Genomic DNA, 11,536 nt, shown 5'->3' on the forward strand with positions numbered 1-11,536 from the left:
CCGCCGCCGGCTACAACTTCTCCCTCCTGCTCAGGTGGCTGAAGGGGTTTTTGTCGCTCTTGATTGCCCTGCTTCAAATCCGGCCGAAGCCGGTCGCCGCTTAGGGCTCGGATTGTTCACGGTCGACTAGTGAGCACTCTCCAATATGTTAGGCTCTGTCGCAGTAGCGCAACAAGCTCAGTCTTTGGATGGGTGGTATGAGGATGAGACGACTGAATGTGTACAGGCTCAGTCTTTTTATCGAGGCTCTCGTTTTTGTCGTAAGCGCGTTCGGTGCGACGTGGCTTACCAGCTTTGTGAACGCGCCATGGTGGACATATGTGATTATAGCGGCCATCGCTATGGGCATGTTCGTCGCCGTGCGTGGGGTCCTTTCTGAGCCGCAACGTATGGGACTCTTGGCACACAACTCGGCAGCGACCTCTGCGTGAACCCAGACGCCTTGAAAATGTGCCCGATGCGTCCGGATTTTTGGCGGTGATCTTCATCAAATGCGATGAGCTGCAATTTCTGGCGACGGCCACGCTAAGGGCGGGCCTCCAGCACCATGTTGAACGGTGTCTCCGCGGCGCGACGCAATCGCTTGAAGCCGCCGCCGGTCACAACCTTGCGCAGCCTCGCCTCACCGGCCTGGGCTCCAAGCGCGAGCCCGACTTCCTGCGACACGGATGCGGGCGTGCACACGAAAGTGGAAGCGGCATAGTAAACGCGGCCGACGGGATTGAGGTTCGCCGCCAGATGATCATGCGCGAACGGCTCGACGATCATCCACGTGCCGTCCGGCTTGAGCGATCCGTGGACATGGGTGGCGGCGCCCGTCGGGTCGCCCATGTCGTGAAGGCAATCGAAGAATGTGACGAGGTCATAGGTTCCGGGATAGCTCTTGGCGGCCGCCACGTCGAACCGCGTGTTAACGCCGACGCCGGCTACCTCGGCCGCCTTGCGGGCGCGCTCAATCGAAGGGGCATGATAGTCGAAGCCGACGAAGCGCGAATTGGGGAAGGCCTGTGCCATGAGCACGGTCGATGCACCATGACCGCATCCAACATCCGCGACGTCCACGCCGCGTTCGAGCTTCTCGACGACGCCCTCCAAGGCCGGCAGCCAGGAGTCGATCAGATTGGCATTGTAGCCTGGACGGAAGAACCGTTCCGTACCGCGAAACAGACACGCGCTATGATCGTGCCACCCGACGCCCTTGCCGGACTGGAATGCCTGCCTCACCTTTTCTTCATCGAGCCACAGCGCGGACAGGAACTCGAATGCGCCTGCCATGAAGGCCGGGCTGTCTTCATCAGCGAACACCAGCTCTTGCTCGGCGTTGAGATAGAATTTGTCGCTCGCTTCATCGTAGTCGACGTAACCCGCCGCCGCCTGCCCGGAAAGCCATTCCCTTACGAGGCGTTCCTGGGTGCCGGTGCGTGTCGAAAGTTCGGCGGCCGTCATCTTGCCGCCTTCGCGCAATGCCTTGAACAGGCCGAGTCTGTCCCCCAGCAGGACTCCCGCGCCCGTTGCGATCGCACCGAGATCGCCGACCATTTTCCCCAAGAATGCGTCCAACTTTTCCTGATTCGCTTCAGACATCTGAATCTCCCTTTGGGTTCAATCTCTCCAGGCGACGGAGCCGTGCTCGTCATGAGGCGCCTTGAGCATCAGATGCTCGAAGACATGCAGATATCCCCGGCGGCTCATTCCGCGCTGCCGATCCTGCACCAGACCATATGGGTGACGACCGGCGCGGTGGTCGGGAATGACAGCCACCTCCATGCCGTTGAAAAGCAGGAAATCCGTCACTTTGCCCTCGTCGGTAACCGGCGGAGCCGGAGTGGTCGTCACCAGGGCAAGCCCTGTTGCAGCAGGTATCCTTGGGCAGCCTGTCAGAACATCGATGACTCCGGTTGTGGTGCCGGGGTGGGCGATCAGGGGCCAAGTGATTGTTCCGCGGCGGCTGTATGTTGTGGTAAGGTGATCATGCGAACTCTTGTTGGTCGGTCACGTGTTTTGCGGATGACCCGCATGTACTGTGCCAAATGAGAAAACCATTCAAACGCAATCCAGTAGATCTGACTGTATCCGACATTGTCGGAATTTGGACATCGCCGAACGCGAAGCGCTCGGGGCTTGTGACGATACTTGAGCGTGCTGCTTCGGAGGAGGGATGAGCCTCGAACCGGCCGCGAGGCCTTTTTCTGGCAACGGATATTCCGGCCGGGTTAGGCCGCGAGGAAAGCGACGGTGAATAAGAGGTAGAGGACCAACCGTTTTGAGCGGGTAGTTGCCGTGTTGCGCCCCCAGGCAAAGGCCAGCACCACGGAGCAGTATTTCTGGTGGCGATACTACAACGCCTTTTAGTGCCGGTTACCCGTTTTTACCCAGTTGGCCTGGTGCATTCAGAGCGAGCTCGTTGGAAACCGCTTATTGTGGCTATGAGCGAACTCGGGATGGAGGAGTGGACCCAAAAATTGGCAAAATGCCCCAGGGAGGATTACATGGGTCGCTCATTCCCCGTACTCGTTACAGGTGCGCGTCGCTTCGCAAACAGCTTGCTTTTGACTTGGCGTTTTTTGCCGTCTCGGCATCGCTCACTAATTCGGCCGCTGCCGACACCGTGAACTGGCGTCAATTCGAAGGGACCAGCATAACTTGGGCCTACGACATCCACCCCTATGCGGATGCTCTCGCTGCGCAATTTCCGGAGTTCGAGAAGCTGACCCGGCATCAAGGTCACGCCGGAACTCTACCCAGACGATTCTTACTGGAACAAGATGACGATCCAACTGACGACGAAGTCGCCAGCATGGGATGTGTTCGGCACTGGCATTCAGCCCGCGTAGGACCTCGCTCCGAGTGGCGCCCTGGAGCCGCTGGACAAATACCTGAGCGATTGGAAGCTTACCGATGCTGGATACGACTACATTACGTGGACATGATCAAGAAGTGCGCGGCTCCTTCCTTCGCGTCCGGCCGCAGCGCGATGACGATCGACTCAAATATGTTCGGCTTCTGGAACGATGTTGCGGGGAAGCCGGCATCCGGCAAGATCGCCTTCGCTCCGCCGCTGCACGCACCGAGCGCCACGAGCTTGGAGTCTGACATCTGGATCTGGGCTCTCGCCATGAACGCGGCTTCCGAAAAGAAGGGCACGGCCTGGCTGTTCATCCCGTGGGCCACCTCCAAGCAGGTGGCGCTCAAGGGTGCCCTTGCTGGCCAGCTCGTCAATCCGCCGCGCACGTCGACCTGGCAGACGACACCTGGACTAAGTACGCTTCGCAGCCCGAGTTCAACAACTTCGTTGACAGCTTCAAAAAGATACAGGACCAAGCCGCGCTGGCTTTCACACCGCGTGTCGGCTTCGGCGAAGCCATGAACGCATGGGCCGTGGCGATGCAGAAGATGGTAAACGGCGATGACGTCGAGACGACGTTGAGGGCGCTTGCCGAAGAAATCCGCACTGGCCTCTGATCAAAAGGAACAGGGCAGTACTATTGCACTGCCCTGTTCCCGCCAACGGCGGAGATCACGCCGTGTCACCCCAAGCACTTAAACCCAGCGTGCCGATGGCAGCCGAAGGACCTGGCGCGCGCGCCTCGTCCGGTTCGGCTTCGCTGGAGGGGCGTTCCATCGACTGTTTCAGCCTTGCAATCATCCAGGCGCTGGCCAAAAGCCAGATGGAGCGCCGGCTCAGGAACCGGCGCAAAAACTCGAGCCTGCCGGCGCTGATCGAGCTGGTGCTGGCGCGGCCGCTGGTGTCGGCAGGTCTGGTCGCGGCCGAGCTGAAAATTAGCCAGCGCGCTGCGCTCGGGCTGGTGCCGAACTCGGCATCCGTGAGGTGACCGGCAGGGGGCGCTACCGGGCGTGGGACCCCGTTTAGCTGCGGCGGGCTTTGGCGAAAGCGACAGCACTGATGATTTTTGCTGTACGCTCATTCTCCCTCATCTGCGCGTTGACAGAAAACCAGCAGGCGAGGGTCACAGCACGCTGTGCTCCCCGCGATTTCCGGAAAACCAATGAAAAACGACTTTGATCGATCGCGCGGGACGTATCATTCAACCATGTCGAGAACGGGCGTGACGGCACGTACACTATGGACCGAGAGAACTTTGTCTGGCGACTTTGCGCACGCTTGCAAAACTCTTCGGAAAACTTCCTTCTGTTGATCCAATGATCGTAATGAGCTGGAGTGGCATCGCCGCTCTCCTCGGTTCTTGCTCTCTCAGTTGAACTTGATGCTAGCCTGCACGAAAACGCCGTAGCGCTTTGCCTTCCAATCGTCGGCCTGCGGGGAACCACGACCGCCCATTGCCTCTTCGAAATGAGCGGTGCCGTTATTCGCCACGGCCGCAACACCGCCTCGAGCTGGACGCCATGCCCATCGCCGTCTTCGGGAATTAGCTTGATCTTGGGCGCATGTGGTGCTGCTCTTTGCCGTCGAGCCGCGTGAAGAGGAACGCCACGTCACCAGAAAGGCTGAGTCGCTCGGTGAGTTGCGTCTGCCCGGCCAAGCCGAGTCGCAGCGAATGCCAATCGTTGTCCTGGCTGAGAGGTTGACGTAGGTGGGACGGTTGGCACACAGGTTCCCCAGTTGGTCGCCTGCTGCGTGCAACCGAAAGCATCGTAGCTCTCGTGCCAGAAATTGTTGCCAACAAAAGCACCGATGCGGTAGCGCGGTGAGTTCAAGAAATTATATCCAAGATCGGCGGTGAAATAGCTGACGCCGCCCCCGCGCTGATCACTGAATGTGTTTGAGTAGCCCCCCATTTCCGTAAGAAGTCCTCGTCATGAGAAAATCCTCCCTGATGCCGCCCGCACCGAGGAGGCCTTTACGAAAATGCCAGTCGGATTGTGGACTCGAATGCGCGTCTAGATCGTCATAGGTGAGCCGCGAGACCAGTGACGTACCTTTATGATTGTAAAGTTCCTTCGATGCGTTGCCGGTACTGGCCAGTAACGTAGTCCACCCTCGAAGGAAAAGACTGAGGCCGCCGACCCGGCTACCGACGCCGACTCGCAATCACCGGCACTCGACGGCGGTTCGGAACTTCTCGGTGCCGCAGCGCCGGCCAAGCCGGACGGGCCCGGTGAAAAATTCGTCGTCGAGGGCAAGGCGCCCGCTGCTGCGCCCGGCCGCGCCGACGATTTTTCTTGGCCGCCAAGGCGGCAGCCTGCGGCCGGGGCCACAACCGAAACGACCACGGCGATCAGTCCGTAAGCTGCCCGGGGCAGCGGAAGGGCGGAAAGCGCCTTCAGGTGGCCGCACAAGTAGGGTCTCGAGACGGACTCAGCGCGGCAGCACGCTCGATCCCATCAGCGCCTCATCGATGGCGCGCGCCGCCTGGCGGCCCTCGCGGATCGCCCAGACGACCAGCGACTGGCCGCGCCGCACGTCGCCCGCCGCATAGAGCTTTTCGACGCTGGTCCTGTAGTCCCGGTCATTGGCCTCGACATTCTTCGAGCGGCGGCTGTCAATGGCGATCTTCATCTGGCCGGCCAGTTCCGACACCGGCCCGCGAGCGGCTGGCCCGGCAAAGCCGATGGCGATGAACGCGAGATCGGCGCGGATGACGAATTCGGTGCCGGCGATCGGCTTGCGCTTTTCGTCGACTTCGCAGCATTTGACCCCGGTCAGCTGGCCGTTTTCGCCGATGAATTCAAGCGTCGCCACCTGGAATTCGCGCTCGGCGCCTTCGGCCTGCGAGGATGACGTGCGCATCTTGGTCGCCCAGTATGGCCAGACCGACAGCTTGTCTTCCTTTTCCGGCGGCTGCGGCCGGATGTCGAGCTGGGTGACGCGCACCGCGCCCTGGCGGAAGGCGGTGCCGACGCAGTCGGAGGCAGTGTCGCCGCCGCCGACGACGACGACATGCTGGCCGCCGGCGAGGATCGGATGCGACGGCCACGCCACCGACTGGATCGGTTCGCCGCCGACACGCCTGTTCTGCTGCACCAGATAGGGCATCGCGTCATGCACGCCGCCGAGATCGTCGCCGGGAATGCCGGCCGCGCGCGGCGTTTCGGAACCGCCGCAATAAAGCACGGCGTCATGTTCGGCGAGCAGCTCGGCAACCGGCTTGTCGACGCCGACATTGACGCCGCAATGGAAGGTGACGCCCTCGCCCTGCATCTGCTCGATGCGCCGGTCGATATAGTGCTTCTCGATCTTGAAGTCGGGAATGCCGTAACGCATCAACCCGCCGGGCCGGCTCTCGCGCTCATAGACATGGACGTCGTGGCCGGCGCGGCCGAGCTGCTGGGCAGCCGACATGCCGGCCGGGCCGGAGCCGATGACGGCGACGCGCTTGCCGGTCTTCTTCTCCGGCGGATAGGGCCTGATATGGCCGGTCTCGTAAGCCTTGTCGGCGATCGCCTGCTCGACCGTCTTGATGGCGACGGGGATGTCCTCGAGGTTCAGCGTGCAGGCTTCCTCGCAAGGTGCGGGGCAGATGCGGCCGGTGAACTCCGGGAAATTGTTGGTCGAATGCAGGTTGCGGATCGCATTGTCCCAGTCGCCATTGTAGACGAGGTCGTTCCAGTCCGGGATCTGGTTGTGGATCGGGCAGCCCGTCGGCCCATGGCAGAACGGAATGCCGCAATCCATGCAGCGCGCGGCCTGTTTCTCGACCTCTTTGTCGGACATCGGCAGCGTGAATTCGCGGAAATGCCGGATGCGGTCGGAGGCCGGCTGGTACTTGTGCACCTGCCGGTCGATTTCGAGAAAGCCTGTTACCTTGCCCATAGTCCAGTTCCTGCTGTCCAGATGGTGCGCCTGGCGACGCCCTGCAGCTGGATCAGATGGGGCATCCCGTCCACACATGGGCCGCACCAAGTTGCCCAAAATTCGACTATGTACACTTGCCGGGCTCAAAGCTCGTGAGGGGCTCGCCATGCAGCCAGTTCTCGACTCTAATCGAAGGAGCCGGGGACTCCATCTGCAATACCACGTTGCGGTCCAAAGCTATTTCCAAAGGTTTCTGCACGAGCTGGTTTCCTCTCAGAGACGGCACACGGGTTCAGGGAGGAGCGCATCGCTCGTCTTGCCCCATTGAGTGCAGTCACAGTCACTCAGTCTCAAAAGCCATGCCAACGCGCTCAGCGCGCAGTTAGCGCCCATTGCTTCGAAAAACCTCGTCAGTGCCCAGATGTTGGTTGTAATGAACCTGACATTTGTCTGACGCTGTCAGCTTTTGGACACGCGATCACGCGCTTCGTGCCGCCAGATGGCCAGGCCGAGCCCTGTGTTGCCAGCGGTCGCTTCGATGATTGTACCGCCCCGCGCGTGCCACGCTGTTCGGCATTAACGATCATCGACAACGCAATGCGATCCTTGATCGATCCGCCGGGATTCTGGCTTTCGATCTTGACGAAGCGACGACACCTGCCGGTATCGAATCTCTTCAGTTCGACGACCGGCGTCTCCCCAATCAGATCGAGCACTGACAAATGGCGGACGCAGGCGAGAGGACGCCTTTGTCGACGGTCGGCGGAACATCTCGAGGCTCATGCGGCTGCGGTCTCCAGAATGTCGGCATAGTGCCGTTGCGCAATATCGGGATGCGAGCGCAGTCGGCTCTTCAGCAGTTGCGGAACAGGGGATTGTCGGGGTCGCTGGCGGGGCACCCGCTTCGGCAGCCAGTTCAGGCGGCAGGTCAAGAAACCGTATGTCGGCATCAAGCCGCGCGCCGAAGAAGAAGGGAATAGAAACAGTGCCCTTCGAAAGACCCAGGGCGACGGAAATCATTGCATCGGGCGAGTTCATGCGCCTGAAGCAGCGCTGGCTGCAACTGCTTCATAGCGACAGGCGGGCGGAGACTCTAGCGGGGCTTTCGCCGCTTGGTTGATTGAGGCTCTCGACGAAGCCACTAAGATTCGGCGGCCGATAATAGCTTGCTGCTCATTGGGACGCCGACCAACGCCGGGATTGAGAAAGGCAACCCTGCCCCACAAGGCGGGTGTCACACGTGCGGTGCGTCCGCTCGTCGCGCCGGATGGTCTTTGAGACCTGGGTTCACGGCTATTCAGATGCACCCCTGTCGGCTTTTCGGTGCAGGCCGCCAGGCGGCGTGTTGCAGCAGCGGTAATTAGTTTGAGAGCGTGCGAGCACGGGCTGCATAGTGAGATCATTTGCCGGCGTGGGGACCAAGGTGTGGCGCAGCCTTAGAGAACTCAACACCGAGACCGGAGCAACGGAGACGGCTCTTTCGTCGAGACAGTTTAATTGGAAGGCCGAGAAGCACCGGCTGGGTAGCGTCACGCCGCATCATTCTTTGCGGAGCTGGAGCGCGCGGGATCGCTGGAGCGGCTGGTGAAAGCGGTTGCCGGGGCGCACGCCAACAACAACACGTGAGCTGGCGCCTCGTGTGGCAAAAGGAGGGGGCGAGAGCCCATGGCCTGCAATGAAGCGATCAAGCATTGCGATCGTGGAACCAAGCTGCCTAGTCGACCATCCGGACCGCGGCCTTCAAGCCAGCTCGCCTTGGAATCGGCCTTCCAGGAATCACCGTCAAGGCCGACTCACGACCTTTTCGCCATGAGCCGCGAAGAGGGCATTCCGCCGGAAGCCGATGGCTGCCTTCTCTCGTTCATCGACGGCTATGTGGTGAGCGGCCATGTGCCGGTCGGCACGGTCAACAAGCTCTTGACCGAGCGGCCCGACATCAAAGGGCATGACGCTGCCCGGCATGCCGATGGGCTCCCCCGGCATGAGTGGCACGAAGGAAGCGCCCTTCGAGATTCTCGAAATCCGAAAGTCTGACGCGACCGGCGGCATCTACGCCACGGAATAGGAGGCTTCGATGATGGAATGCATGAGCGGCATGATGATGTTCGGCACGGGCCTGGTGTGGCTGCTTGTCGTCGTCGTGCTCGTCCTCGGGACGGCCGCGCTGATCAAATACCTGTTCTCCAGCGGCGGCAAAGGAGAAGGGCGTCGGTCCTCTTATCGATGCGTGGCCGCGGCAGGCCTCGGATTGGTCTGGACATTGCCTTGGCTCGCCAACCGGATGGCCGCGCCCCGGCCGCGGCGATAGCGCTAGGCAAGACGGTTTTAGCCAGGCGAAGGTCAGCGCGATTGGAAAGCCCGCTGCCTTCGGGACGCATGCCGGCGCCGGGACCGGCCGCGGTCGTCGGCGGCGGCTACCAGAGCGACATGCCGGGCTTCGGGAATGTCCTCACCGACGAGGAGATCCGGGCCGTTCTGGCCTTCATCAAAAGCACATGGCCCGAGCGGGAACGCGCCTATCAGGCAGATGAGCCGCCGGGAGCGGGAGCAGACACAGTGAGACCAATCCTAGCCGCGGAGCCCTCGAACGCCCCCAACCGGAATGCATTGTCCATGAAAGCGAAACCGTCGCTTGCGATTCAATTTCTGGCGCTGATCCTCGGGACCTCCGCGCTGGCCCACCATCCGGGCGCCGATCTCGACAAGATGAGGGACAGCGCGGAGAGGTTCTTCCAGGCGATCGACGAGCAGGCCGCGCCGCCTTTCGAACTGGCCGACGCGGACGGAAGGGCCGTCCGCCTTCCGATCTCTCCGACAAGATCGTGGTGCTCTACTTCATGACGAGGTAACCTTGGAAGAAGAAGGCGACGGCCACTGGCGGCAGGATGGCAAGCACGCTGGCCGCAAAAAGCGGCCCATACTCATAGAAGCGGGCCGGTTCTGTCGCAAATCGTGCTTTTGGCCACAACTGGACGCTTTCGCGCGCTTATGGACCAGCTCACATGACAGGGCTCGACGTGCCCCGGGGTGGCGCCCTACTTCCACGCTCGCACTGTCACACTCCCGCCGAAAGGCGGGTTTAGTGAGTTATGGCAGTGACTGTGCCACCAGTCCAAACGTCGAGTTTCGCGGCAACTTCGACGCTTTCCTTAGCTGACTTGCCCAAAACCAGCGCGGCCAAAGCATACTGCTTGCCGCTCCCGATGGCATAATATTCACCTTTCACGGGATCACTTGGCAGCCAATTGCCGTCCAACAATACGGCTTCCCCATTTTTGCGCACTATCAGCGCCTCAAATTCAAAATTGTCGTCGTTGCGCGGCACAGGAATATCAGAAACATCCATGCCCTTCTCAACCCAGTCTCGAACGGCCTTTGGAATACCCAAGGACGAAGAGGAAACGCCGATGAGTGTGCCGTCGCATAAGCGAAACACCTTCGTTTTCTCACCGACGGATACTGAGTCAAAACCCAAGGCTCGGCCGTCGCCAGCCATGGTTCCGTTCCTGTAAGCTATTGTTGTCATTGGCACCCTTCTATCGCTGCATCAAACTTCAGGACCTTGCGCATGTCCCCTGTGTCAAGGTCACTGACCGACGGCCTATTTGCCTGATACACGATACAGGCTGCGCTCCTTGAGTTCGCGCACGGGTGGCCGTCATCTTGCCGCCTTCGCGCAATGCCTTGAACAGGCCGAGTCTGTCCCCCAGCGGGAATGACAACCACCTCCATGTCGTTGAAACGCAGGAAATCCGTCACTTTGCCTCGTCGGTAACGGGCGGAGCCGGAGCGGTCGTCACCGGGCAAGCGCGGTCGCAGTAGGTATCCTGGGCAGCCCGTCAGACATGGATGGCTTCGGTTGTGTCATGCGACTTCTTGTTGGTCGGTCACGTGTTTCCGGATAACCAGCATGCGCTGTGCCAAATGAGAAAACCATTTAAAGTCAATCCAGCAGATCTGACTGTATTCCGACATTGTCGGAAATTGGACATCGCCGAACGCGGGCGCTCGGGGCTTGTGATGATACTTGGGCGTGCTGCTTCGGAGGAGGGATGCGCCTCGTACCGGCCGCGAAGCCTTCCTGCATTTAAGGCGCCAGATCAATTGAACGCGATGCCGGGCAGCGTCGCAGCGGCTAAGCCAGCCACTCGCATTGCTCCCTGACAGGATGGTGCCGATCCTGCTGAGATCGCATGCTGGCGCGACGTTGCTTTGCGGCCACCGTCGCGCCTGCCCGTGAACTGTTCGCGCCTGTGCTCATGCTCGCCTTGACACCCTCGATGGGTCCATCCGGGATGGTCAACCATCCGGAACATAGCGGGCAGGCGGGCATCTTCACCAGCAGTCTCTGTGTCGCTCTCGTGGCGGCAAACAAGATCGAGGCTGGCGGGGTGATGATCAACGGTCCTCGAACCATCGATTTTGATCGCGGTGGCCGTTCAGTGCGTTCAAGCACGAGGCGCCGTTAGACGGCACCGCAGCATCATAGCGAAGTGCCATGCAGGACGACTCCCTGCAGCATCGTCTCGCGCAGCCAAACACTTGCCGGATCACTGTTGTGAACGGCCGGGCGTTTGACGGCCTGTGACGCGAAAAGGCAACGGAAGATCTAGCATTTATGGGGGAAATGTTTTTTCGGAGTGCTTGACCCGCAGGAAGGGCAGGGCATGACTGCCTATCGCCCGACCCGGCAAGGCCGCACTCATGACCGGCTGGGCTCGGTTAATCCTGCATGCCGCGCCCATGAGGTTACTTGTCCGGAGTGCGTCGAGCACAACGAGGAGATGTAGTTCACGATCTTTGAAAAGCGTGGTCAACCAT

General features: G+C 60.7%; 7 protein-coding genes and 7 pseudogenes. 6 read left to right on the plus strand and 8 right to left on the minus strand.

Annotation, left to right across the window (positions count from 1 at the left end):
- Positions 1-525: 525 nt before the first annotated feature.
- A complete protein-coding gene (locus tag EOA19_RS34110; RefSeq protein WP_024504268.1) occupies positions 526-1,584 on the minus strand; it encodes a class I SAM-dependent methyltransferase in 1,059 nt (352 codons plus the stop codon).
- Positions 1,585-1,641: 57 nt separating this feature from the next.
- A pseudogene (locus tag EOA19_RS34115) lies at positions 1,642-1,863 on the minus strand (insulinase family protein); the annotation flags it as partial.
- A gap of 1,057 nt (positions 1,864-2,920) precedes the next feature.
- Here EOA19_RS34115 and EOA19_RS36275 point away from each other — a divergent pair.
- From EOA19_RS36275 to EOA19_RS36280, 3 genes and pseudogenes are all read left to right on the plus strand, one after another.
- Positions 2,921-3,367 carry an extracellular solute-binding protein gene (locus tag EOA19_RS36275; protein ID WP_236383562.1) on the plus strand — a complete coding sequence of 149 codons (447 nt, stop codon included), beginning with the start codon at positions 2,921-2,923 and terminating at the stop codon, positions 3,365-3,367.
- A 157-nt stretch (positions 3,368-3,524) separates the two neighbouring features.
- Positions 3,525-3,833 carry a helix-turn-helix domain-containing protein gene (locus tag EOA19_RS36600; protein WP_236473435.1) on the plus strand — a complete coding sequence of 103 codons (309 nt, stop codon included), beginning with the start codon at positions 3,525-3,527 and terminating at the stop codon, positions 3,831-3,833.
- A 1,181-nt stretch (positions 3,834-5,014) separates the two neighbouring features.
- Positions 5,015-5,209: pseudogene (locus EOA19_RS36280) on the plus strand (DUF459 domain-containing protein); the annotation flags it as partial.
- Positions 5,210-5,278: 69 nt separating this feature from the next.
- Here EOA19_RS36280 and EOA19_RS34135 read toward each other — a convergent pair.
- The 4 genes and pseudogenes from EOA19_RS34135 to EOA19_RS36285 all read right to left on the minus strand — a co-directional run.
- The gene (locus EOA19_RS34135) at positions 5,279-6,733 is read right to left on the minus strand and encodes a glutamate synthase subunit beta (protein ID WP_063169408.1); all 1,455 of its coding nucleotides are present in this window, start codon (positions 6,731-6,733) and stop codon (positions 5,279-5,281) included.
- Between the two features lie 41 nt (positions 6,734-6,774).
- A pseudogene (locus EOA19_RS34140) lies at positions 6,775-6,938 on the minus strand (thioredoxin domain-containing protein); the annotation flags it as partial.
- 278 nt (positions 6,939-7,216) lie between these two features.
- Positions 7,217-7,486: pseudogene (locus tag EOA19_RS34145) on the minus strand (pyridoxal-phosphate dependent enzyme); the annotation flags it as partial.
- 8 nt (positions 7,487-7,494) lie between these two features.
- Positions 7,495-7,699, minus strand: a pseudogene (locus tag EOA19_RS36285) (isopenicillin N synthase family oxygenase); the annotation flags it as partial.
- Between the two features lie 801 nt (positions 7,700-8,500).
- Between EOA19_RS36285 and EOA19_RS34155 the strand changes: the two are divergent.
- The 3 genes and pseudogenes from EOA19_RS34155 to EOA19_RS36605 all read left to right on the plus strand — a co-directional run.
- Positions 8,501-8,780: pseudogene (locus EOA19_RS34155) on the plus strand (DUF411 domain-containing protein); the annotation flags it as partial.
- Between the two features lie 9 nt (positions 8,781-8,789).
- Entirely contained in the window at positions 8,790-9,023 is a 234-nt protein-coding gene (locus EOA19_RS36290; RefSeq protein ID WP_127312611.1) for a hypothetical protein, read from the plus strand.
- Positions 9,024-9,064: 41 nt separating this feature from the next.
- The gene (locus EOA19_RS36605; RefSeq protein WP_244514239.1) at positions 9,065-9,556 is read left to right on the plus strand and encodes a cytochrome c; all 492 of its coding nucleotides are present in this window, start codon (positions 9,065-9,067) and stop codon (positions 9,554-9,556) included.
- A gap of 238 nt (positions 9,557-9,794) precedes the next feature.
- Here the strand turns inward: EOA19_RS36605 and EOA19_RS34170 are convergent, their stop codons facing one another.
- Together EOA19_RS34170 and EOA19_RS36505 are read right to left on the minus strand one after the other, a co-directional pair.
- A complete protein-coding gene (locus EOA19_RS34170) occupies positions 9,795-10,211 on the minus strand; it encodes a hypothetical protein (RefSeq protein ID WP_063169404.1) in 417 nt (138 codons plus the stop codon).
- A gap of 1,120 nt (positions 10,212-11,331) precedes the next feature.
- Positions 11,332-11,536: pseudogene (locus EOA19_RS36505) on the minus strand (hypothetical protein); the annotation flags it as partial.

Origin of the sequence: Mesorhizobium sp. M7A.F.Ca.US.010.02.1.1 (assembly GCF_004023085.1) — a bacterium.
Classification (GTDB): domain Bacteria; phylum Pseudomonadota; class Alphaproteobacteria; order Rhizobiales; family Rhizobiaceae; genus Mesorhizobium.

What these genes read in the sequence shown, in the direction of transcription:
- EOA19_RS34110 (WP_024504268.1), bottom strand. Translation starts at nt 1,584, where the DNA reads ATGTCTGAAGCGAATCAGGAAAAGTTGGACGCATTCTTGGGGAAAATG.
- EOA19_RS34135 (WP_063169408.1), bottom strand. Translation starts at nt 6,733, where the DNA reads ATGGGCAAGGTAACAGGCTTTCTCGAAATCGACCGGCAGGTGCACAAG.
- EOA19_RS36290 (WP_127312611.1), top strand. Translation starts at nt 8,790, where the DNA reads ATGATGGAATGCATGAGCGGCATGATGATGTTCGGCACGGGCCTGGTG.
- EOA19_RS34170 (WP_063169404.1), bottom strand. Translation starts at nt 10,211, where the DNA reads ATGGCTGGCGACGGCCGAGCCTTGGGTTTTGACTCAGTATCCGTCGGT.